This window comes from Pseudodesulfovibrio profundus (assembly GCF_900217235.1).
In the GTDB taxonomy this organism is placed as follows: domain Bacteria; phylum Desulfobacterota; class Desulfovibrionia; order Desulfovibrionales; family Desulfovibrionaceae; genus Pseudodesulfovibrio; species Pseudodesulfovibrio profundus.
On the sequence record NZ_LT907975.1, the window covers coordinates 1,201,460 to 1,224,275 of the forward strand.

Consider the following 22,816-nt stretch of genomic DNA (forward strand, 5'->3'; position numbering starts at 1 on the left):
CCTATCCTTCGCTTTTTATTTCAAATATTCTTCACACACTTCAACAATATCATTGGTATACATTTCAACCTTATCGAGATCAGGTCCTTCGACCATAACACGACAAACGGCTTCAGTACCAGAGTATCGAAGCAGAACACGCCCTTTTCCGGCCATGGCTTCCTCGACTTTTCTCACTGCATCCTGAACGGCAGGCGCATCTTCAAACGGGATTTTGCGTTTGACGTGAACATTCTTGAGCACCTGCGGGAACGGCTCCAAAAGACCGGCCAACTCGGAAAGCGGACGCTCCTTTTCGCGCATGATACGCAACAACTGCAAAGCCGCGAGCAGACCATCACCCGTTGTGGAGTGGTCCATGAAAATAAGATGACCGGACTGTTCACCGCCGAGGGTGGCTCCATGCTGGCGCATGGCTTCTACAACATATCGATCGCCAACAGCCGTACGCAGCAGTTGCCCGCCCTGCTCTTTCATGAAAATTTCCAGCGCCATGTTCGACATGACGGTGGCCACAAGCATGTTCTTGGGCAGCGCATTCTTTTCCATCAGCTCCAGGGCGGAGAGTGCCATGATCTGGTCGCCGTCGAGCACCTTTCCTTTCTCGTCACAAACGATCAAACGGTCGGCGTCGCCATCCAGGGCGATACCGATGTCGGCACCTTCCTCGACAACAATATTGGAAATGACTTCCGGGTACAGCGAACCGCATTTCTCATTGATATTCAAGCCGTTGGGATTCATGCCCACTTTGATGACTTCAGCTCCCAACTCTTCAAAAACGTAGGGAGCGCAACCGTATGCGGCTCCGTTGGCACAATCCAGCACGATCTTGACCCCATCCAGGGTAAGATCCTTGGAAAAACTGTTCTTGAGGTAGACGATATATCGCCCACGGGCATCCTCGATACGATGTGCGCGACCGATGGATTCATGGGCCGGATAGTCCCACTGTGGGTCTTGAGCCAGTACGAGTTCGCTGATTTCGTCCTCGACAGCATCGGGCAGTTTGAAGCCGTTTCGATCAAAGAACTTGATACCATTATCCATGAACGGATTGTGCGAAGCGGAAATAACCACGCCCAAATCAGCCCGCATGGATTGGGTCAGAAATGAAATGGCAGGGGTGGGCATGGGGCCCACAAGAAAGACGTCCATACCGTTTGCGCAAAGCCCGGAGGTCAGCGCGGTCTCGAAAACATACCCGGACAAACGGGTATCCTTACCGATAACCACGCGGTGTTTTTTACTTCCATTACGGAAATACTGCCCTGCGGCAAGACCAAGCTTCAAGGCGATTTCCGGGGTCATGGGGTAGATATTTCCCTGCCCCCGCAAGCCGTCGGTACCGAACAGTCGTTGTGTCATTGCACCCTCCACAATGGGATGAAATCAAATAATTATTTTTTGATGATGGTTCTAACCATCTCAGGATTTTTCTTCAATAAACGACACCCTTCGGGCAACACAACGCCGTAATCCAGTTCAAATGTACCGGGTTTGACATTGGGACCCACCGTGAGCATCGCCTCCATACTTTTCCGAAATTCATTATTTCTGAAAAGGAAAACCGGCCCTTCGATGTGCAGTCTCACAAAACTCTGCTCAACGGACGCATCAACGCCTTTGGGAGCGGAGACCTTGAGCGGCAGCTTAACCCATATATCACGAGTTTTGGGTCCGAAAAAGGCTTCAACATGAACCTGTGCAGGGGAAGCGGTAATGTCTTCATCCAAATCTATGCCGACATCGGCCGCCCAGCTTGCCGGGACATCTTCTTCAAAGCTCTCTTCAAGCACAACGCGGGCTTTATTGATTTTTCGCAGTTTGGTTTCAGGCCCTTTCAACTCTACAATTGGCGGTGACGCCAACACCTCCAGCAACTTGTAGTCAGGAGGCAATGTTCCCGCCCACGCAGCTTCGAGTGGGATTTTCTTCGCCACCCGTCGGTCGACCATGAGCTTAAGACGGTTGGGCTTGACCTCAATAATTTCATAGGAAGCTGTCAGCGGAAGGCTATCAACGTCAATATCAAGGACCTGTTGGCCGATCTTGAGTTTGCTGACATCCAAGGAGTATGTGAGATGCTGGGAAGACAAGGAATCAACCAACCCTTTGGGGCCACGAAGACGAACCTGAATCTTGTCCACTAGGCCATCTTCAATGATCATTCCCTCTGGCGGATTGGTCATGACAACCGGCATTTCGAGCCATGCTTCAACAACTTCCCGCCCAGTGACGAGAAACCAGGTGAATATCGCCAGGGCGATCGCCAGTACCATTGTTGACCAGTTTTTGAACATATCAGCGCCCCAGAGCATTCTTCAACACGCGGCGCAACCGCGTTTCATCCAGGCTGGTTGTCAACCGGCCATTCATGGCCACAGACACTTCGCCACGCTCTTCGGAAACAACCACTGTAATGGCGTCCGATCCTTCGCTGATCCCAAGGGCTGCCCGGTGGCGTGTGCCGTACTTGGGTTGCCCGCGCAACTTGCTGGAAAGCGGAAGTATGCACGCTGCTGCGACGATACGGTTTCGACGAATGATGATCGCCCCATCATGGAGCGGCGTGTCAGTGACAAAAATTGTCTCGATCAACTGCTCTATGACCTTGGCGTCCAACTCGATGCCACGTTCAACAATATCGCCAAGGGGCATATTTTTTTCGATGACGATGATCGCACCGGTACGGCTGTACGACATGTTCATGACAGCCTGGGTCAACTGATCAAGCGTGTCGTCACGGACCACTGATTTGGCCCAGAATCGCTTCGTCCCCACACTGGCAAGGGCCATGCGGATATCGTTCTTGAACAAGATGATGACGACAAGAAAAATGGATGCCAGGAATTCGCCAAGAAGAGCGTTGAGTGTATAAAGATTGAATAAATCCGAGATGTAATAGATCACCAGAACAACAACCATTCCGTACAGAACAGCGGCTGCCCGAGTCCCTCTGACCAGTAAAATTATATTGTAATACAAGAATGCGACGAGGCCGATATCAAGCACGACCCGCCAGGTGATCTGTATCCCGAAAAGTTCAAACATATTTTAGACTATGCTATTTCCTGAACAATGGTCAATGTTTGGCAGGTAGTTTTTACTTCATGCACGCGATGAATGGGTACACCCTTGGCCGCCAGTATCGCGGTAGCCGCCTGTGTGGCATTCTGTCGTTCTCCTACCTCAAGCCCCAACAGCCCCTGCCAAATCGATTTATTGGACAACCCCATGTACAATGGCAGTCCAAAAGTCTCGAATCGTTTAATTTCCCTGAGGATGGTCAAATTGTGATCAAGGGTTTTCCCGAATCCGATCCCCGGGTCAAGAACAATATGTTCCTTGGGCAATCCAACCTTGTCCAACGCTTCCAGTTTGGACTCGAAGAATGCCAGCATCTCGTCAATGACGTCTGCATACTCTGGTGCATCCTGCATGGTTTCAGGACGCCCCTTGTTGTGCATCAGAACATACCCCGGCTTGTATTGCCCGATCACGTCCAGCATGTCCGAATCAAATTCGAAAGCGGAAACATCGTTGAGAATAACAGCTCCGGCATCCATTGCTGCAGCAGCGACAGGGGCCTTGTACGTATCAACGGAGATGACACTGGGGACACCGTGCGCCATGAGCGCACGAATCACAGGGACGACACGCTCCATCTCCTGATCCACGGAAACCTTCTCGGCATAGGGGCGGGTCGACTCTCCTCCGATATCGAGGATGTGCGCTCCCTGGCGCGAGAGCGCAAGGCCATGTTCAAATCCCGATTCCGGCTTCTCGTGCTTGCCACCATCATAGAAGGAATCCGGCGTCACGTTGACGATTCCGGCTATAAAAAAGGGGGCCGGTCCGAGAACCGTACCCCCCTTTAAAGTCCACGTTATGCTTTTCATTGTGGTTCTATTCTGAATACCAAGAGACTACTGTACCTTGGGATCATTGCCTTCATCGGAACCAGGCTTCTCTTCTTCCTCGATGATGAACTCGTCATCATCATTGGATTCAGATACTGGCTTGTAACCAGGCCCAGAGGCTGTCTTGCCTTCGGCAGTGTAACCGGAAGGCGCAGTGCCACCAGAACCGGAGTTTGATCCATTCCCGCCAGTCTTGTCCATGGGAGGCAATTCCTTGCCATCCATCAGCAGATCGATATCCGCACCAGTAATGGTTTCGCGATCAAGCAGGGCCATGGATATGGCTTCCAATGCCTCACGGTTGTCCTTGAGCAGTTGAACAGCCTTGTCATAGGCCTCTTCAACGAATCGACGGACTTCGCTATCGATCATCTTGGCGGTTTCTTCGCCATAATTCTTATTATGAATCAGTTCCTTGCCAAGGAAGACCTCTCCCTGATTATCGCCGAAGCTCAGGGGGCCCAGCTTTTCGGACATACCCCACATGCAGACCATGGAATGAGCGGTCTTGGTGGCACGTTCGATATCGTTGGAAGCACCGGTCGTCATTTGATCAAGGACGATTTCTTCAGCAGCACGACCACCCATGAGAACAGCCATGTTGTTGACAAGGAATTCCTTGGAGTAGTTGTGACGATCCTCACCCGGAAGCTGCATGGTCACACCAAGAGCCCGTCCGCGAGGGATAATGGATACCTTGTGCACAGGGTCGGTTCCCTTGAGCAGCTTGGCAACCAGTGCGTGACCGGCTTCGTGGTAGGCAGTGGTGCGCTTTTCATCCTCGGAAAGGATCAACGAGCGACGCTCACGTCCACCCATCATCAGCTTGTCCTTGGCTTCCTCGAAGTCTTCCATGGAGACCTGATCCTTGCCCATCTTGGCAGCCTGAAGAGCCGCTTCGTTGACGAGGTTTTCCAGGTCAGCACCGGAAAAACCGGGAGTACCGCGAGCAATGGTTTCCAGATCAACCTCGGACGCCAGCGGCGTTCTGCGACTGTGAACCTTCAGGATACGCTCACGGCCACGAAGATCAGGAGCAGGCACGACGACCTGACGGTCAAATCGACCGGGACGCAGCAGAGCCGGATCAAGAACATCGGGACGGTTTGTCGCCGCAACAAGGATAACACCTTCGTTGGACTCGAAGCCATCCATCTCGACCAGCAACTGGTTCAAGGTCTGTTCGCGCTCATCATGACCGCCGCCAAGGCCAGCACCACGCTGACGGCCGACGGCATCGATTTCGTCAATAAAGATCAGGCAGGGAGCGTTCTTCTTGCCCTGAGCGAACAGGTCACGAACACGAGAAGCACCCACACCAACAAACATTTCAACAAAGTCGGAGCCCGAGATGGTGTAAAATGGCACACCAGCTTCACCTGCAACGGCACGGGCCAGCAGGGTCTTACCGGTACCGGGACCACCGACGAGCAGCACACCCTTGGGGATGCGGCCACCCAAACGGGTGAACTTGCGGGGTTCGCGCAGGAAGTCGACGACCTCGGAAAGTTCTTCCTTGGCTTCGTCCACACCGGCCACATCTTCAAAGGTGACTTTGGCGGTCTCCTCATTGATAAGCCGTGCCTTGGAACGCCCAAAGCTCATGGCTCCACGCCCACCGCTGCCGCCTCCCTGCATCTGGCGCATGAAGAAAATCCAGACGCCGATGAGGAGCAACATGGGGAACCAGGAGAGAAGTAACGTCATGTACCAGGGGGACTCATCCGGCGGCTCCGCCTTCACTTCCACACCCTTTTGAATGAGCGTATCAATCAGTTTGGGATCATTCGGTGCAAACACCTGGAACTTTTCGCCAGAACTCTTGGTACCGCTGATGCGCTGTCCCTGGATTTTGACTTCGGCGACACCGCCGCTGTCAACCATGGCCAGGAACTGGCTGTAGGACGGATTGTCCTTGGGTACGGGAGGTTGGTTGAAAAGATTGAACAGGACAACCATCAAAATAAAGATGACTGCCCAGATAACCAGGTTTTTCATATGGTTATTCAAATGACTTTCCTCCGGGCGCATGAAGGGTCAATTCACTGCCCAACTTGAATGGGCCGCTCAACATATTGACGGCCGCTGTTTATCGATTTGTTGAGTTTGTAGATTAATGCCCTTGCACGAAAAATCAAGAGATACGAGGAAAAAAACCTGTATTTCATTCTTTTCCAGCTTGGACAGTTCTATTTCACTGAAGCAAGCCAGGCCTTGAGGTCACTGATCTGCTGCTTGACAGATTCGGGTCCCGTGCCACCGGACGACGTCCGACGCTCCACACAGGCTCTGTAGTCCAGAACAGAAAAAACATCTTCTTCAATATTGTCGGAGAACTGTCGCAATTCATCGAGGGTCAGGTCTTCGAGACCGACAGACTTGTCCTCGGCATAGGCGACAGCCGCACCCGTTATGTGGTGCGCTTCCCTGAAAGGTACACCCTTGGCAGCAAGGTAATCGGCCAGTTCCGTGGCATTCAGGAAGCCACGCTCGACAGTACCAAGCATCTTTTCCGGTACGAATACCATCTGACGCATCATGTCGGCCATGATACTTACGGATGCCGAAACAGTCTTGTCCGCATCGAAAAACGGCTCTTTATCTTCCTGCAAATCCCTGTTGTAGGTCATCGGCAGTCCCTTGAGGACCACAAGCAGGCTCATGAGCGAGCCGACCACACGACCGGTTTTGCCGCGCATCAGTTCACAGGCGTCGGGATTCTTTTTCTGCGGCATGATCGAAGAGCCGGTAGCATACTGATCCGGCAGCTTGACGTACCCGAAATTGGGATTGGCCCAGATAATGATCTCTTCGCACATACGAGAGAGATGGGTCATAATGAGGCTACCCGCGAAAACGGATTCAAGGGCAAAATCCCGGTCGGACACCGCATCCATGGAGTTTGCGAAAATGGCTTCGATCCCGAGGTCCTCGGCTACAGCCTGCGGATTGACGGGGTGCGTGGTTCCAGCCAGAGCAGCCGCTCCAAGGGGCATGACGCGCACACGTTTGAGGCAGTCGGTCACGCGCTCGAAATCACGCTTGAACATCTGGCAGTATGCCAGCAGATGATGGGCAAGACTGACGGGCTGGGCCGGTTGAAAGTGCGTGCAACCGGGCAACAGAGTCTCTTTGTGCTCTTCGGCACGGGCCACGAAAACATCGATGAGCGTGGCAAGGTACTCCTGCCATGCTGCCAGACGGGCTGCGACGTGCAGGCGGAAATCCAGGGCCACCTGATCATTGCGGCTACGCGCTGTATGCAGCTTGCCACCCAGGGGACCGATGATCTCGGTCAGACGAGACTCAACGTTCATGTGAACATCTTCCATCTCCGTCTTCCAACGGAAATCACCGCCCTCTATTTCGGCTTTGACCGTATCCAACCCGTCGCAGATGCGCTGAGCTTCTTCTTCGGTCAGGAAACCCTGTTTGGCCAGTACGCGGGCATGAGCCTGCGAACCACGGATGTCCTCGGCATAAAGCTGCCAATCATAAGACACGGACTCGGAATATGCTTCCATGGACGCGGCGGTTCCCTCAGAGAACCGCCCGCCCCACATTTTTTTTTCAGCCATTGATTACTCGCAGCTGTCTTCGGTATCCTTGCCACCCCACTTGGACTGCTGCATGCGCCCCTTAAGACGCAGGCCGACCAGCTTGATGAACCCTTCGGCATCAGCCTGATCGTAAATGTAGTCCTCTTCGAACGTGGCAAGTTCCGGATTGTACATGGAGAAAGGTGACTTACGGCCCAGCGGCGTGCAGTTGCCCTTGTAGAGCTTCACGCGGACGGTACCGGTGACCTTCTCCTGAGATTTGTCAATAAGTGCCTGAAGAGCTTCGCGCTCCGGCGAGAACCAGTATCCATTGTACACCATTTTGGCATAGCGGGGAATCAGGGAATCACGCAGGTGCATCATCTCGCGGTCCATACAGACGCCTTCAAGGTCGCGATGGGCCTGGGCCAGGATGGTGCCGCCGGGAGTTTCGTACACGCCGCGGGACTTCATGCCGACAAAGCGGTTCTCGACCATGTCGACACGGCCGATGCCGTGCTTGCCGCCCAGTTCATTCAGCTTGGCGAGCAGTGCTGCCGGAGAATACTTGACGGAGTTGACGGCAATGGGATCACCGGCTTCGAAATCGATGGTGATTTCCTCAGCCTCGTCCGGGCACATTTCCGGCGGAGTGATGTTGCGGTAGCAGTCCGGTCCCGGCGAGTTCCACGGATCTTCCAGCTCACCGCCCTCGAACGAGGTGTGCAGCAGGTTGGCATCGATGGACCACGGCTTCTTGCGGGAAACCGGAATGGGGATGCCGTTATCCTTGGCAAAATTGATGAGATCGGTGCGGGACTTGAGTTCCCACTCACGCCAGGGAGCAATGGTCTTGAGCTTCGGATTGAGAGCCATGGTGGCCAGCTCAAAACGGACCTGATCATTTCCCTTGCCGGTTGCGCCGTGGGAAACAGCCTGCGCCCCTTCCATTTCCGCAATTTCAACCATGCGCTTGGAGATCAGCGGACGGGCGATTGCGGTGCCGAGCAGGTAACGGCCCTCGTACAGGGCATTGGCACGAAACATCGGAAAAACGTAATCGCGAACAAATTCCTCACGCATGTCTTCGACATACGCCTTGACCGCGCCGGTCGCGAGGGCCTTGTCTTCAATGCCGTCCATTTCTTCACCCTGACCAAGGTCAGCGGTCATGCAGACGACTTCACAATCATAGTGGTTCTTGAGCCACTTCAGAATAATGGAGGTATCCAGCCCGCCGGAGTAGGCGAGAACGACTTTATCTATCTTACTCATCTCTCTATTCCTCAATTCTCAATTAATCTTTATATATCCATTCGAGAATGGTTTTTTGCATGTGCAGACGGTTCTCGGCCTGATCCCAGACAATGGAAGCCGGACCTTCAAACACGGATTCTGAAACTTCTTCCCCACGATGTGCGGGGAGGCAGTGCATGAATTTGGCATCAGGGGCAGCTTTGCCCATCAGCGCGTCATCCACCATGAAACCGGCAAATGCGGCCTCACGCTTCTTCTGCTCTTCCTCCTGTCCCATGGATGCCCACACGTCCGTGTGAACATAGTGAGCACCGGCAACGGCCTCGGCCGGATCTTCCGTCAGCGTGATCTTGGCGCCGAGGGAACGGGCGTTTTCGAGGATGGCATTGTCGGGCTTATACCCTTCGGGGCACGCCAGAGCGAGCTCGTAGCCGAAAGTGGCAGCACCGTTGATGAACGAATGGGCCATGTTGTTCCCATCACCAACCCAGGCGACCTTGATCTCTTCGAGGTTGGGAGTCCGCTCGTACATGGTCAGTACGTCGGCCATGATCTGACAGGGGTGGTATTCATCGGTCAGCGCGTTGACCACCGGGATATTACCGTATTCGACCAGGGTTTCGAGCTTGTCCTGGCCGAAAGTTCGCACGATGAGACCATCTGCATATCGCGTTAGCACGCGCGCAGCATCCTTGAGGGGTTCGCTTCGGCCGAGCTGGGAATCCTTGGAGGCGATGAATACCGGTTCGCCACCGAGCTGGCGCACGCCAACTTCAAAGGATACACGGGTACGTGTGGAAGCCTTGTCGAAAATCATGAGCAGGACCTTGCCGTCCAGGAGATCAGTGCGGACATTGTTGTCCTTCATCTCCTTGGCGCGCAGGAGAACCTGCCGAGCCTCATCCCTAGGGATGTCCAGAATGGTCAGAAAATGTTTGAGCATCGTGCGTTTCTCCATTTTTCGAGTGCCAATATCTTACGAAAGAGGAGAAGTTTGTCCCAATATCATATGAAAGTAAAGATTTTTACGACGATGCCCAAGCTGAGAACACCTCGTACCACAGGGTTCGCGCCACTGCGAAATCAACGCTCCTGCAGCCACTCGTAAAACTGGCTGAACGAAAGCTGCCGACTGGCCGGCCCACTGCGCACATATACTTCCTCGCTGTTGCCATTCTTGAGGATAGCCGGGGTGTTGGCAGGCAGGCAGTACGCACGCAGGATCTTCTTCTGGTTCACCTCAATGATCACGGTATCCAGAAATCGCGAAAATTCTGTCCCAATATACTGATTTACCAGATTATTGAAATGAAGAAGCGCTTTGTCTTCGCTCTTGAAGTTATCTTCTTCAAAACCGGTGATATCACCTTCATCATTCACACCGACCAGCAGTGTGCCTCCACCTGAATTCATGAACCCTGCTACGGATTTCATGCACGCGTGCTCGATTTCCTTGCCGTTCTTTCCCGACTTGAGATTGAAACGAAGGGTCTGCTTGAACTCAAGTTCCCGCCCTTCTCCCACGGCAATAAGCTGTAGCACTTCCAACTCATTGACAGGCGCCTTCTGGCGACTTCCCATGGCAATGATACGGGCGCGATTGCGGTGAATGAAGTACAAGGCAACAAAGGCACACAGGACCAACACCCCTCCTGCCACTTGCAGAAACGTATCGCTGGTCAGGCTCGAATCGATATTGCGCTTGGGAACTGCTACGCCAAGAGCCATGGTATCGCCAAAGATAGACAACGGATGGACATACGCCCACCAGACTTCCTCTCCGACTTTAAACGGGAATGGATCCCCAAGTTTTTCCCGCAAATCATCAAGGCGTTCCAACGTTTCGGCCACCACGGGATCAACAACCTGTCCGGCAGATTGTGCTCGGGAAGGGTCCTGCCCATTGAGGCTGGCCACTTCGCCCCCCACCGGGAGCACCTTGCCGGAATCCCAATACAAAAAGACTTTCTCGGCCCCTCCGGGGTCAGCTCCCTCCAGATGGTTGAGCAGTGCGTTTACTGGAAGAACGTACGAGAGCATATACTGCTCCCCACCCTTATCAATCAATGTTGAAGCAGTTATCCGGGATTCTCCCAACTCATGGAAACGATAGGCGCTGCGCCAGTTGATCTGGCCCGGTTGAAGGTGGTGAAACTCATCGGTCAGGGCTTTGTCAGCCGCCCGTCGGTCGAATGTGGCATCGAGGCCCTTGTCGTGAACCTCTCCATCGCCATCGATGAAGACCCACTGGAGCTTATCGGGAACATCCGACGAGGGCACACCTTCCAGCATACCGTCGGGCTTGCGGGTCAACATATACCGTAACCCGTTGGCATCAGAGAGCATGATCGACAAAAGATTGGAGTTGTTTTTCAGCCTGTTTGCCAGAATATCACGCAACCGATCCGGCTCCAGGCTGGTCAGCGTCTTTTCTTCCATCTCCTGATTGGAGGTGGTGATCGCATTGACCAGAACGGTCACGGCTCCGGCCATTCCCTTGGCCGAATTTTCCACGGCTACAACAGCCGCGTCCTGACGGATTTCCCGCACGCCCCAGAACGCCAAAGCGCCCACAGCCAGAACAATGAAAATCACGCCGAAAAACAATATGTCGTATAAACGAGCACCCCTGAGCGCCTTACGCCTCATGGTTACCACCTTCTTCGTCATCCGCTAAAGCCGGGCAATAGACATCTTCCACTGCCGCAACGGCGGCGTCAGTCAAATCGTACATCAGGTCACCATGATCATGGCCTGCCAAATGGAGAATGCCGTGTGCCAGCAACCGCGAAAGGTGCAGGACCGGCTCCTGGCCGTACAGGTCTGTTTCCCGACCCAAAGCATCCACGGAAAGAGCCAGTGATCCCAGCTGCATGGATTCTTCATCATCGGAGACAATCACCATCTCGTCATCATCGTCCGCAGCAGGGAAGCTCAACACGTTGGTCGGGCCTGTGCACCCCATGAACTCCTTGTTCAATCGGGCAATCTCCGCATCGTCAACCAGCCGAATCTCAAGCTCATGATCTTCAAGCCCAAGGGCCTCAAGTATGACCTCCAGCACTTCCCTGAACTCCTGCCGGGAAAGCGGGAAGTTCGGGTTCAGCGGTGTTTCACGCAATACGGAGATACGGCTTTCCATGCGGACTATCTCCCCTGCTCGTGCTTGTCGTACGCCTGAACGATCCGTCCGACCAAAGGATGACGAATGACGTCATGCTGATCAAAGTCAATGATCTTGACGCCTTTGACGTTATCAAGGATGGCTCGGGCATGCAGCAGGCCGGACTTCGCATTGGAGGGAAGATCAATCTGCGTGACATCACCGGTAACCACGGCCCGGGAACCGAATCCCAGACGGGTCAGAAACATTTTCATCTGCTCGGGAGTCGTGTTCTGGGCCTCATCCAGGATGATGAAAGCATCATTGAGCGTCCGGCCACGCATGAAGGCCAATGGCGCGACTTCAATAACGCCCGTCTCCTGATATTCCTGCACTTTGGCGAAATCGAGCATGTCATGGAGCGCATCATACAGGGGCCGAAGGTACGGATTGACCTTTTCAACAAGGTCGCCCGGCAGAAAACCGAGCTTCTCCCCGGCTTCAACGGCAGGCCGGGTGAGCACGATGCGCTTGACTTCCCGTCGCAACAAGGCACCCACGGCCATGGCAACGGCCAGATAGGTCTTGCCTGTACCTGCCGGACCTACGCCAAACGTCAGATCGGAATTACGAATGGCATCCAGATATTCACGTTGGTTCAACGATTTGGGTGAAATGGTTCGCTTACCCGAGGTGGCGTACACATCGCCCTTGAAGACTTCACCAATATCGGCTGACGGTTTGCGCTCAAGGATGCGGCAGGCAAAATCCACATCCTGCGGATACAGATTCTTGCCAGCCTTGAGCATGGCATACAGTTGGGTCAACACCTGTCCGGCAAGGCTTATCTTGTCTTCCTCACCATCGGCCGCAATGATAGATATGGCATTACCGCGACTTTCCAGCCGCACGCCAATGCGCTCCCCAAGCAACTTGAGGTGCTGATTCTGCGCGCCGAACAACAGGCTCGCAAGCTGAGAGTCGTCAAATTCAAGTTTGGTAGTGGACAGAGCTATTTCCTCCTAACCTTTATTCCGTAAAAACATCCAGCGACATAAGCGCCGCTCAAGAAGATTTGCTATTTCATACAACGCGGCGCCCATCATGGACATTCCGAGTATTCCTGTAAACATCGTCAGGTAATCCATGGCGCCCCAAGCGTCCATGATCATATATCCCAGCCCCCGGGACGTGGCAAAGGATTCCACGAAAAACAGCACGGCCACCGACACACCGGTTCCCAGCCGCAACGCCGTGAATCCATGGGGCAAGGCTGCGGGAAGCAGCACCTCGCGAAACAGGTCCCAGCGTGATCCGCCAAGGGAGCGGATGGAGTCGAAATACTTGGGGTGTACCGACTTCACCCCGTCACGTGTGGTGACCAGAATCTGGTACCCGAGGATCACGGCTATCATGGCGATTTTGGCAGAATCACCGAGGCCGAGCAACAAGAGAAAAATGGGAAGCAAAACGATCTTCGGCACAGGATAGGTCAGGAACACGAATGGCGCCAACAGGTCATCCACCTTTTTGACGCTGCCCATTATCAGCCCAAGTGGAAACGCGACACCCCACGCGATAGCCATGGCAGCCACGGCGCGGTAGGCGCTTACAAAAAAATGCTCCCAAAACAACTGCGTTGTCATGGCAAACAGAAATACCCGCACCGCTTCTTCGGGATGGGGCAGAATCACGCCGCCCAGAGCAACCGCTGCCAGCTTCCATATGATGCCGATCACAGCGATGACACTGGCATATCTTCCAAGCACGCTGGCCCACTTTACCATACGTCCTCCACGGTGTGGCGCAGTGTCTTCAGCAGCTCAAAACACTGGTGCGTATCGCGGATGGCGGCATCACCGAACCCGGAATTGTCAAAAACAGCCACAGGACGGGCCGGTCGACCGGACATGACCATGATCTTGCGACCAAGAACAACAGCCTCTTCAAGGGAGTGGGTCACCAAAACATAAGGGACTTTTCGCACGCTCCACACATCAAGCAATGCGCGTTGCAGTCGCTCTCTGGTCAAAGCGTCGAGCGATGAAAACGGTTCATCAAGGAGCATGAGGCGGGGCTGGGTGACAAAGGCGCGGGCAATTGCCACACGCTGCTGTTCGCCGCCACTGAGATTGGCAGGGTATTCCGCATCTCTACCGACAATACCGACCTCTGCAAGTTGATGTCTGGCCCGTTCCAGCCGTTCTTTTTTAGGTACGGATTGTACCTTGAGACCAAGGGCGACATTATCCAGCACGGAACGCCATGGGAGCAACCCGTAATCCTGCAAAATGATAGAGATATCCGTAGAAGGAGCCGTGATCGGACACCCATCCAGCGAGACACTGCCGCTGTCGGGCGAAGCCAACCCGCTCAGGACATAAAGCAGCGTGGTTTTGCCGCAACCGGAAGGTCCGACAACGGCCAGCGTATCCTCCTGCCCCAGCGAAAACGACACGTCTTCAAGGACCGCTTCGCCGCGATAGGATTTACTCAGAGACTCGGCTTTCAGCATACGCTAGGGAATCAGCGGCGATAAGACCAGTTTATGCGGGATTCGTTCGCTCAGCAGACCTTTGGAAATCATCCAATCCTGCACTTCATCCAGCTCCTTCGGTTCCGGCAACGTCGGCATGGGGTACGGGTAAATGGGGAACTGACTGACCAACGGCCCGGGGATACGACAGGTTTCTGCCATGAGCTTCCGGTACTGCTCCGGTTGCGAATGCAGCCTTACCACCGCTTCCTTGTAGGCGGTAATGAACCGAACATACACATCTGCCCCACCATTGAAATAATTGCGATTCAGACACAAGACCGTGAGGGGCATGCGCAGGTCCTCGGCAGTGGTGAGAACACTACCGCCCTTGTGACGGGCCAGCGTCAACAGCGGCTCGGGCAGCAGGGCGGCATCCAACTGATCCGTCATGAGCATCTGCAATCGAATGGGGACCTTCTTAATCTCCACCCTGTCAAAGTAATTTTCGCTCAACCCTTTTTTCCAGGCGATCTTATCAGCGAGAAATTCCATGATCGTGGATTTGGACAGACCCAGCTTGCTCCCACGCATCTGAGCTATATTCTTCGTCTTGTTAGCAGGGGAATTGGCAATGCCAAACATGGGATACCCGGGCGTGGTGCGCCATGAAATCAGAGCCACATACATGGGGACGTCTTTGTCTATCAGCATATACGTAGCGATGAGGTCACCAAAATACCCGTCCAGTTGACCGGCCTGCATGGCAGTATCGCGCTCAAGGGCTGATGCGAACTTGATCAGCTCCACATCCAAACCCTGGACTTTGAATAGCCCGTCATGCACTGCAACCTGGAGGGGTAACGTATCGAGCACCGGCAGGATGCCGAATCGAATCTTCGTGTCCTTGGCATGCCCGCTCACTGCGAACGCCAGCACCAGCAACATGGCCCAAGCAAACCGTTTCATGTATATATCTCCCTTGATTTGGTCGGTTTTCTGTATCACGCCCAACCATGAAAGGGAAGAAGCCCGAACGGATGGAATCGGTAAATTGAAAAGGCCGTTAACCGCAGGGTTCACGAAACAAAACATCCTTTCGTCTTGCAACAAAAGAATGTTCTTAACGCATGAATCAGTATCGTCATGTTTGCACTTCGCTTCGAGAAGCTACCCCCAGCCGCTCTCGATCCTGCACTGGAAGAACGACCTGCCACGGGAATCCTCACCACATGTATCCATCCCCCACTCTGATAAGACCGGACACATTAATCGCGAAGTGCGAAAGGGCCTGTTTTGCCCAAGGCATTTCAGACTCCTAAAAACTTCGGAAAGCTGCGGCACAATTACGGTCAAACCGATAAGTGAGCACGCATTCATACATGGTGACAAAAAAAAGAGAAAAGGGCCTTAGCCCTCTTCTCTGATATGATCCAGTCCCTGAGTGACGAGATTTCGAACATGATCGTCATCCAAGGCATAAAAAACATTCTTTCCTTCCTTGCGATAACGCACGAGCTTTGCAGCCCGAAGCAGACGCAGTTGATGCGAAATGGCCGACTGAGACATCTCCAACACTTCGGCAAGTGCGCAAACACACAGTTCGTTTATCGACAACGCATACAAAATACGGACCCGGGTATAATCTCCCAGAGCCTTGAAAAGTTCGGCCATGAACAGAAAATCCCGTTCGGAAAGCATTCCGTTTTTGACTTTGTTCACATTTACCGCGTGTTGATCCGTATCACTGCAAGCAAAATTCGACATGTACACCTCTTATGAATGTTCGCTCAGATGTAACAAATGTACCCACGAAAAATCCAGGAGTCAAGAGCAAAAGGAACCGCCTCTTTTTCCATGGAAAAAGAGGCGGCTAAAAAAGGTATGATCAATTGATTTAGATCAGCTTCTTCACGGCTTCCAGAGCGGCATCGTAATTCGGTTCTTCCGTGATTTCCTTGAGATACTCGACATAGGTGACCTTGCCATCCTTGCCAACAACAAACACGGCACGGGTCAGGAGGCGAAGTTCCTTGATAAGTGCGCCCCACCCTTCACCAAAGGAAGCATCCTTGTGGTCAGATAGCGTCTGCACAGCGTCTGCTCCTGCAGCGCCGCACCAACGGGCCTGGGCAAAGGGCAGGTCCATGGAGACCGCAAGGATCTTGACGTCGTCGCCCAGAGCGGCCGCTTCGCTGTTGAAGCGTCTGGTTTCCATATCGCAAACCGGTGTATCGAGGGACGGCACACTGGCGATGACCAGTACCTTGCCTTCATAGTCTGCCAGGGTCGCAGGACCAAGATCATTGGTAATGAGGGAAAAATCCGGTGCGGTATCGCCGACCTTGACTTCTTCACCAATAAGGGTGAGCGGGTTGCCCTTAAACGTTATCGCTCCATTTCTTTCAGTCATTAATATCTCCTTGAATGCTAGTGATTACTTGAGTTGAACCACGGTATCACGCCGTGGGGATTTATTCCAAGTCTTTTCTTTTTTCTTACACTCTCCTGCTTAAAAAACAATAAATAACGAGCACATACCAAAAAGCGATCATCATTTGACCAATTAATCGCACACTCTACATGATGGCAACAATGCTTGGAGAACCAAAAGAAATGCTCCGTCGAAACTCGTTCGACGGAGCATGGTGTCATGTACGATTAACCCAGGCCGAGCTTATTTAATGTCAGGTGTTTGCGACCGGCGAAATCAAGGATATCAATGACAACATCCTCATTTTCCAGACCGCAGGCCCGGACTTCGGCGATAAGTGCGGCAAGCCGCTTCTCTTCCTCAAGGTAGCCGAAGACAACAGCCGGAACATCGCGAATGGATACCAGTCGGTCTGTCCAGCCAAGCCCTTCCTGATACAGCATCTTGGCAGCCACAAAGGATGCGATAAGCGCCAGTTGGTGCCGTCGAGGCAGGTCGTTTATGATCCGGTCGCCGTATTTCTCGACCAGTATGGCCGGACAATAGGAGTGAATGACTTCACACAGTTTCTCGTCATCACTGAGTTTGACAACATTTCCTTCCAGAACCTCCGCAATGCGATCAGCCAGGGCATTGATGGATTCCGAGAGTTCATAGGAAAGCTGTGTGATGGAGCGCTCCCCGCCTTTCTGCTTGAACTCGCGCATGAGAACTCGCGCTTCGCTTCGAGCACGCAGCCGCAGGATATCCAGCAACTGTTCGACATAGACATCCTTGATTTCGAGGAACTCTTCCTCGCTCAGGATGAGACCGGCCAAAATCTCGTAGGACGAGCAGATGACGCCGGTCTTGTTGGCGGAAGGCCCCGGGACAGCGAGGACACCCGCTTTCTCCATCTCAGCTCTGGCATCCGCAGAAATGAAGATGTTGGCACCTTCAACCAATCCCTTGGCCGAGGGGGTTCCATCATCAAGAAGGAATTTGCGCCAGTTAGACATGTTGATGGTATCCGGCCTGCCGCCTGACGGTATAAAAATGTCCGCCACAACGGTATTGTGGAGTTCATTTCTGATGCGTACGCCTTCCGGCTCTTCAGTAGAGACCACCAGCGCCCCATCCCCCTTCAACTTGGTCTTGTCAAAATGGGAAGCCTTGAATCCTCCTTCAATCAGCCGAAGGAGTTCAGCATGGTCCATGCCTTCAGGGTCAAAGGCTGCACCATGTCCATCGGTCATGGCAACGATCCGAGCATTATCCCCATATTCGCGCACAAGAATCTTGATGACGTTGGAGGCCACATCACCAGCCGGTCCACCCGTGATCTTGACGGTAAACGGTTCCTTGTGAGGATTTATGCCCATCGTTCTGAGCAATTCGTCCGCAAAAACAATGACCCCCTCACTGGTGACGCCGTATTGCTTGTGAGCGATACCGGCACCAGGCTTGGAACTCATGAGCGCGTTCGGCCGTTTGTATCCCCGCAGGGCAGCCCGCCGGGTGATCCATTCAATATGGGAAGGCGTGATATTTTCATCAGGTCCAAGGAATATGATTTCTTCGCGGTTGAGATAATCAACGATTCCGGGCTGTACGAACCCTTCGGTTCCTTCCGGGACAATGAGCAGATCCAGAAATGAATCGACCATGGACTTCACCGCGAGATCGATATCTGCATCGGGTCCGAGCAGAATAACCGCCTTTGATCCACCCTCGGGTATATCCTTGTTCTTGAACTGCTGTGCGCTTGCCAGTTTGGTAACCTCATCATAGAGCCGGTTGGATTCCAGCTCGAACTGCTCCTGTGACCAAGTGCGAACCACTCTGACGCCGCCGCGGGCGGTATCGCGATACCGCACCTGAAATCCGAAACTGTACGGTCCATGAAAGCAGTAGATTCCGAATGGCCTCTCCTTCAGCGGGAGAGGTGCCAGAATAACCGGATCGATTCGGAAACTCAGGCCCAGCTTTTTGGGCAGATAATAGTTGGTACGCAGTGTGTAGTGGAAGAATTTGTAGATATAGGTGAGAATTTTCCGGTGAACATCGTTATCCACCTGTCGAAGAGCCTGCCGTATGATGATCCGACATTCGTTTCTGACGGCTTCCCGGTCTCCTTCAAAATCGGGATTGAAACGCGCATCAAAATACTCCATGAGCAGATTGACGATACTTCTGTTCTTGAGGACAGCGTAGGTGATTCGGCTGGATGTGTAGGCGTGGATATCTTCCCGAATCAGGAACTGATGGGCAAATTCACAGGCTGCCTGCATGAGCATGACCTTGCCCAGTTCCCAGCCGTCTTCATCCGCCAACGCTTCCAGGCCATGGAAGGCAAACCACTTGGTTATCTCCAACTGGCGCTTCAACCGAAGCCACTGCTCCGACTCTTCATTCAGATCGATGCGATCGCGATCAAGATAGAAGCTCATGGTAACGATGGGCGATTTGGCTCCACGTTCGAATTCGTCTGAGTACGCCCTATCTACCGGGATATTCTCGCGGGCAAATACATTGACAACCCGCAGCAGTAGCCCCCTTCGGGGCGGATGTTCCATGGCAATGGAGATTCTGTCGAACCCGGGGTGCACGTCTTTTTCCAGCTCAACCTGGACGGATTCATGGTTTTCCACGCACTCACAGGTCTTGAAATGACGAACGGCCCTGCCCGGTTCGAATTTCTCGATATAATCTTCACTGGCTTCGGCAAGGAAATGCTCAAACCCCTGCATTTCGTCGGATGAAAAGGAAACGATACCTTCGCGGGCCATGGCCAGAGCTTCTTCGAGCTTATCTCCACCAGAGCATTTTGCCTGCGGCCCAAACACCAGTGTGTCCAGACGAATGGAGTCGTCGCGACTGGAGTAAATACGGGCAATCTGAATATCCTTATCCAGATATTCCCTGAGAACACCGGCCAGGGCGCGCATATCTCCGCCCGGTGTGATGTGGGTGACCATGGTACCGCACGGACTGTGCATGACCATCGACTGTTTTTCCCTTCGCACCATTCCCGTGGCAAGCGCCATGATGTGCTTGGTCTGCTCCTCCTCGCTGTGGGTCCTGAAATAATACTCGGGCATATTTTTCAGAAACCATGGAACAATCTCTGCTAACGACTCATGTAGTTTATTTTCCACCTTGAGCCGAACTTCCGACGGGTCTGCTTTGGCATTATCGTTCATTATTCTCTCCATTGGACGTTAACAAACTATTTCCCTATTACCTTTGTGCATGGGTGTACCACCATAGTCAAGGAGTCAGTACTTTTACGGCTACTTTTTGAAGCGTTATAAATTACCTAAAACTGCATCAATACCGTGGACATAAAAAAACCTGCGGGATATAACTTGTGTTCAACAGAGATTGGATAGTCGAGAACCTAACACGAGGCAGACCATGAGCAAAACCGCCATCGACACCGGCATACTCCTGGAAACCGGGACAAATGAACTTGAGATTCTTGAGTTTTATATAGTCGAGACCCTGGAAGACGGCAAAGAGGTAAAAAACTACTTCGGCATTAACGTCGCCAAGGTCATGCAGGTTATAGAAACGCCCAACCTGGAACCTCCGGAATCCGCGCCGCATCCGTCGTTCATGGGAACGATTCCGTTGCGCGACCTCATATTGCCGGTCCTTGACCTGTCAGTATGGCTGCAATTGAATATGCCCAAGACCGAACGGGATATCGTTATCGTCACCGAATTTTCCAAGTCCGTGACCGGATTTCTGGTTTCGGGCGTAACGGAAATCCATCGCGTGGGTTGGGGTGAAGTCATTCCGCCCACCAGTGTCATTTCCCAGACAACCGACGCCATCGTCGGCCTGGTGGACAAAGGCGACTACTTTGTTCAGCTTCTCGACCTGGAAACCATCCTGACACAACTGCAGCCCAAGGGAGCCCAATCTTCCTTCGTTGCCGAAGCTGGAATTACAGCGCTCGTCGCCGATGACTCCGCTACCATTCGCATGATGATCGAAAAGAGCCTCAAGGATGCCAACATAGAGCCCATTATCACTAATAATGGCGATGAAGCCCTGCGAAAGATCATGAAGCTGAAAGAGAAGGCCGAATCCGAAGGCAAGGATATCACGGAATACGTGGACCTTGTCGTATCAGACATCGAGATGCCACTCATGGACGGCTTCAGTCTGACGAAGAACATCAAGGAAGATCCGGTCTTGCAAAAGCTGCCTGTCATACTGTACTCATCCATCATCACGAAGGAATTGAAACACAAGGGCGACTCGGTGGGCGCAGACCTGCAAATCACCAAGCCGGACCTGCACACAATTCCCGAAGAAGCCTTTAAGCTCATCAAAGGAAGGCAGGCTTGATCCCACGCGATCATGTTCTCGAAGTATTCATCGAAGAAACAATGGAACGGCTCGATTCAATCGAAGCCGGTCTATTGGCATTGGAAGGCAACAACACCTGCGATCCCAAGCTGGTGAATTCCATTTTTCGAGATGCTCACTCGGTCAAGGCAGGCGCCAATCTGCTCAAACTGGTGAACATCGAAATGCTGGCCCACAAACTGGAAAACGTTCTGGAGAAAATTCGACAGTGCGAGCTGAAAACCAGTGAGATCGTGGTAACGGCCTCTCTCGAATCCGTGGACAAGCTCCGTGAGATGATCGAGAATGTGGAAAAAAGCGAACAGATTTCCATCCGACTCCATACGGCCATGCTGGAAATGGCTGTAAAGCGAACCCTCGAAGAACAAGGTTCCTAGCGAAACCAACGAAAAAGGGCCGCCTCTGCATGGAGGCGGCCCTTTTTTTCTGGCTGTCCCGTCCTGAAATAGGTTGACACCCAGAGGACCTATTTATGGAAGACAAATCCAAACAGCGAGTTAGACGCACCCAACGCGATTACACGATGGCCTTTAAATTGTCGGTTGTGGCACAGGTGGAAAAGGGCGAGATGACGTACAAGCAGGCTCAGGCTCTTTATGGTATTCAAGGGCGAAGCACTGTGCTGAAGTGGCTCAGGAAGCACGGCACCCTTGATTGGAGCAAGTCCATGGTACATTCCCGAAAAGACCCAAAAGCCAGAGAAACACCGGTCCAGAAGATCAAACGGCTGGAGAAAGAGCTTGAGGAAGAAAAGATCAAGACCGCGCTTCTCAATAAAATGATTGAGATTTCCGACCGCGAGTTTGGGACTTCTATAAGAAAAAAGCTTACCCCCGAGCTGCACGAAGTCTTCAGAGAGAAAGACAAATAAGCTTGTCTGCTTGTTGCAGGCAGCTCGGGGTCAGTCGGCAGTCCGTGTATCAGGCTGAAAAGCGCCATGATGCACGGGAAGCCATGTATCAGGAGGCAAAGGCCATGGTCCTGAACGTGCGGACCAGGATGCCCCGCCTTGGGACTCGAAAGCTGTACCACCTGTTGAAGGACGCATTTTCCGCAAAGGGAATCAGGCTCGGACGTGATGGGTTGTTTTCCCTGCTGCGGCGAGAGCATATGCTCATCAAGCGACGGAAAAACTATACAAAGACAACCAACTCGAAGCATTGGCTAAAAAAGCATCCCAACTTGTTGAAAGATGTTCAACCGAGATGTCCTGAGCAGGTGTTCGTAAGCGACATTACCTACGTGAATACACGTGAGCAAACATGCTATCTGTCGCTGGTGACAGATGCATTCAGCCGGAAGATAATGGGATACAACGTGAGCCGGGATCTCAGTGCGGAAAGCACAACCAAAGCGCTGGACGCGGCAGTTGAAAACAAGCGAAGGAGGGTGAATACAATTCACCATTCAGATCGAGGACTCCAATACGCTTCTTCGGTCTACCAGAGAAAACTCCAGGAATCCGGCATGGTTCCTTCCATGACAGATGGCTATGACTGCTATCAAAATGCCTTGGCGGAACGGATGAATGGAATTCTGAAGCAAGAGTTCATGGTCACCAAATGCAACGACTTTGCAGAGCTCAATACCCTGGTGAGGGAATCCGTTGAGATATACAATTCACAACGGCCACATCTCAGCCTAGGAATGAGAACGCCAAACGATGTACACGAATCAGGCTGTGGGGCTAGCCCCACAGCCTGATTGAAACCTTCAAAAACCGTC

Annotated in this window: 20 protein-coding genes; 3 read left to right on the plus strand and 17 right to left on the minus strand. The window is 52.8% G+C overall.

Annotation, left to right across the window (positions count from 1 at the left end; all coding sequences use genetic code 11):
• Positions 1 to 15: 15 nt before the first annotated feature.
• From glmM to DPRO_RS05905, 17 genes are all read right to left on the minus strand, one after another.
• A complete protein-coding gene (gene glmM, locus DPRO_RS05825) occupies positions 16 to 1,368 on the minus strand; it encodes a phosphoglucosamine mutase (protein WP_097011204.1) in 1,353 nt (450 codons plus the stop codon).
• Between the two features lie 32 nt (positions 1,369 to 1,400).
• Positions 1,401 to 2,303 (minus strand): CdaR family protein, encoded by a 903-nt coding sequence (locus DPRO_RS05830; protein ID WP_097011205.1) that lies wholly within the window; start codon positions 2,301 to 2,303, stop codon positions 1,401 to 1,403.
• Between the two features lies 1 nt (position 2,304).
• Positions 2,305 to 3,054, minus strand: a complete 750-nt coding sequence (gene cdaA, locus DPRO_RS05835; protein WP_097011206.1) for a diadenylate cyclase CdaA — start codon at positions 3,052 to 3,054, stop codon at positions 2,305 to 2,307.
• An 8-nt stretch (positions 3,055 to 3,062) separates the two neighbouring features.
• Positions 3,063 to 3,902 (minus strand): dihydropteroate synthase, encoded by an 840-nt coding sequence (gene folP / locus DPRO_RS05840; RefSeq protein WP_097011207.1) that lies wholly within the window; start codon positions 3,900 to 3,902, stop codon positions 3,063 to 3,065.
• Between the two features lie 27 nt (positions 3,903 to 3,929).
• Entirely contained in the window at positions 3,930 to 5,933 is a 2,004-nt protein-coding gene (ftsH, locus tag DPRO_RS05845; RefSeq protein ID WP_097011208.1) for an ATP-dependent zinc metalloprotease FtsH, read from the minus strand.
• A gap of 179 nt (positions 5,934 to 6,112) precedes the next feature.
• A complete protein-coding gene (argH, locus tag DPRO_RS05850) occupies positions 6,113 to 7,501 on the minus strand; it encodes an argininosuccinate lyase (protein WP_097011209.1) in 1,389 nt (462 codons plus the stop codon).
• A 3-nt stretch (positions 7,502 to 7,504) separates the two neighbouring features.
• Complete coding sequence (locus DPRO_RS05855) at positions 7,505 to 8,737, minus strand: argininosuccinate synthase (protein ID WP_097011210.1); 1,233 nt, start codon at positions 8,735 to 8,737, stop codon at positions 7,505 to 7,507.
• Between the two features lie 22 nt (positions 8,738 to 8,759).
• On the minus strand, positions 8,760 to 9,662 hold the full coding sequence (gene argF, locus DPRO_RS05860) for an ornithine carbamoyltransferase (RefSeq protein WP_097011211.1): 903 nt from the start codon (positions 9,660 to 9,662) through the stop codon (positions 8,760 to 8,762).
• 140 nt (positions 9,663 to 9,802) lie between these two features.
• Positions 9,803 to 11,368, minus strand: a complete 1,566-nt coding sequence (locus DPRO_RS05865; protein ID WP_157917377.1) for an AlbA family DNA-binding domain-containing protein — start codon at positions 11,366 to 11,368, stop codon at positions 9,803 to 9,805.
• The gene (ybeY, locus tag DPRO_RS05870) at positions 11,358 to 11,861 is read right to left on the minus strand and encodes an rRNA maturation RNase YbeY (RefSeq protein WP_097011213.1); all 504 of its coding nucleotides are present in this window, start codon (positions 11,859 to 11,861) and stop codon (positions 11,358 to 11,360) included. The genes DPRO_RS05865 and ybeY overlap by 11 nt, the downstream gene beginning before the upstream one ends.
• A gap of 5 nt (positions 11,862 to 11,866) precedes the next feature.
• A complete protein-coding gene (locus DPRO_RS05875) occupies positions 11,867 to 12,838 on the minus strand; it encodes a PhoH family protein (RefSeq protein WP_097011214.1) in 972 nt (323 codons plus the stop codon).
• A gap of 6 nt (positions 12,839 to 12,844) precedes the next feature.
• A complete protein-coding gene (locus tag DPRO_RS05880; RefSeq protein ID WP_097011215.1) occupies positions 12,845 to 13,609 on the minus strand; it encodes an ABC transporter permease in 765 nt (254 codons plus the stop codon).
• Positions 13,603 to 14,337: an ABC transporter ATP-binding protein gene (locus DPRO_RS05885; RefSeq protein ID WP_097011216.1), complete on the minus strand. Its 735-nt coding sequence runs from the start codon at positions 14,335 to 14,337 to the stop codon at positions 13,603 to 13,605. Before DPRO_RS05885 ends, DPRO_RS05880 begins: the two co-directional genes overlap by 7 nt.
• Before the next feature lie 3 nt (positions 14,338 to 14,340).
• A complete protein-coding gene (locus DPRO_RS05890; protein ID WP_097013656.1) occupies positions 14,341 to 15,267 on the minus strand; it encodes an ABC transporter substrate-binding protein in 927 nt (308 codons plus the stop codon).
• A 441-nt stretch (positions 15,268 to 15,708) separates the two neighbouring features.
• Positions 15,709 to 16,065 (minus strand): ArsR/SmtB family transcription factor, encoded by a 357-nt coding sequence (locus DPRO_RS05895; protein ID WP_097011217.1) that lies wholly within the window; start codon positions 16,063 to 16,065, stop codon positions 15,709 to 15,711.
• Positions 16,066 to 16,195: 130 nt separating this feature from the next.
• Positions 16,196 to 16,711, minus strand: coding sequence for a thiol peroxidase (gene tpx, locus DPRO_RS05900; RefSeq protein ID WP_097011218.1), 516 nt, complete (start codon positions 16,709 to 16,711; stop codon positions 16,196 to 16,198).
• A gap of 248 nt (positions 16,712 to 16,959) precedes the next feature.
• Complete coding sequence (locus DPRO_RS05905; protein WP_097011219.1) at positions 16,960 to 19,914, minus strand: NAD-glutamate dehydrogenase domain-containing protein; 2,955 nt, start codon at positions 19,912 to 19,914, stop codon at positions 16,960 to 16,962.
• Positions 19,915 to 20,128: 214 nt separating this feature from the next.
• Here DPRO_RS05905 and DPRO_RS05910 point away from each other — a divergent pair, with 214 nt between their 5' ends.
• The 3 genes from DPRO_RS05910 to DPRO_RS05920 all read left to right on the plus strand — a co-directional run bounded on the left by DPRO_RS05910 (position 20,129) and on the right by DPRO_RS05920 (position 22,795).
• The gene (locus DPRO_RS05910) at positions 20,129 to 21,070 is read left to right on the plus strand and encodes a chemotaxis protein (protein ID WP_097011220.1); all 942 of its coding nucleotides are present in this window, start codon (positions 20,129 to 20,131) and stop codon (positions 21,068 to 21,070) included.
• A complete protein-coding gene (locus DPRO_RS05915) occupies positions 21,067 to 21,468 on the plus strand; it encodes an Hpt domain-containing protein (protein ID WP_097011221.1) in 402 nt (133 codons plus the stop codon). Before DPRO_RS05910 ends, DPRO_RS05915 begins: the two co-directional genes overlap by 4 nt.
• Positions 21,469 to 21,563: 95 nt before the next feature.
• Positions 21,564 to 22,795 (plus strand): IS3 family transposase gene (locus tag DPRO_RS05920; RefSeq protein WP_097010824.1). Its coding sequence is split into 2 segments (ribosomal slippage): positions 21,564 to 21,918 and positions 21,918 to 22,795, totalling 1,233 coding nucleotides; the frame shifts between segments, so codons are not numbered across the junction.
• The last annotated feature ends 21 nt before the right edge of the window (positions 22,796 to 22,816 follow it).

Excerpts from the sequence above, each read along its gene's own strand:
- DPRO_RS05895 (WP_097011217.1), bottom strand. The coding sequence starts at position 16,065 with ATGTCGAATTTTGCTTGCAGTGATACGGATCAACACGCGGTAAATGTG.
- DPRO_RS05890 (WP_097013656.1), bottom strand. The coding sequence starts at position 15,267 with ATGAAACGGTTTGCTTGGGCCATGTTGCTGGTGCTGGCGTTCGCAGTG.
- DPRO_RS05830 (WP_097011205.1), bottom strand. The coding sequence starts at position 2,303 with ATGTTCAAAAACTGGTCAACAATGGTACTGGCGATCGCCCTGGCGATA.
- DPRO_RS05855 (WP_097011210.1), bottom strand. The coding sequence starts at position 8,737 with ATGAGTAAGATAGATAAAGTCGTTCTCGCCTACTCCGGCGGGCTGGAT.
- DPRO_RS05910 (WP_097011220.1), top strand. The coding sequence starts at position 20,129 with ATGAGCAAAACCGCCATCGACACCGGCATACTCCTGGAAACCGGGACA.
- DPRO_RS05885 (WP_097011216.1), bottom strand. The coding sequence starts at position 14,337 with ATGCTGAAAGCCGAGTCTCTGAGTAAATCCTATCGCGGCGAAGCGGTC.
- DPRO_RS05865 (WP_157917377.1), bottom strand. The coding sequence starts at position 11,368 with ATGAGGCGTAAGGCGCTCAGGGGTGCTCGTTTATACGACATATTGTTT.
- folP (WP_097011207.1), bottom strand. The coding sequence starts at position 3,902 with ATGAAAAGCATAACGTGGACTTTAAAGGGGGGTACGGTTCTCGGACCG.
- glmM (WP_097011204.1), bottom strand. The coding sequence starts at position 1,368 with ATGACACAACGACTGTTCGGTACCGACGGCTTGCGGGGGCAGGGAAAT.
- argH (WP_097011209.1), bottom strand. The coding sequence starts at position 7,501 with ATGGCTGAAAAAAAAATGTGGGGCGGGCGGTTCTCTGAGGGAACCGCC.
- cdaA (WP_097011206.1), bottom strand. The coding sequence starts at position 3,054 with ATGTTTGAACTTTTCGGGATACAGATCACCTGGCGGGTCGTGCTTGAT.
- DPRO_RS05905 (WP_097011219.1), bottom strand. The coding sequence starts at position 19,914 with ATGAACGATAATGCCAAAGCAGACCCGTCGGAAGTTCGGCTCAAGGTG.
- argF (WP_097011211.1), bottom strand. The coding sequence starts at position 9,662 with ATGCTCAAACATTTTCTGACCATTCTGGACATCCCTAGGGATGAGGCT.
- DPRO_RS05880 (WP_097011215.1), bottom strand. The coding sequence starts at position 13,609 with ATGGTAAAGTGGGCCAGCGTGCTTGGAAGATATGCCAGTGTCATCGCT.
- tpx (WP_097011218.1), bottom strand. The coding sequence starts at position 16,711 with ATGACTGAAAGAAATGGAGCGATAACGTTTAAGGGCAACCCGCTCACC.
- ybeY (WP_097011213.1), bottom strand. The coding sequence starts at position 11,861 with ATGGAAAGCCGTATCTCCGTATTGCGTGAAACACCGCTGAACCCGAAC.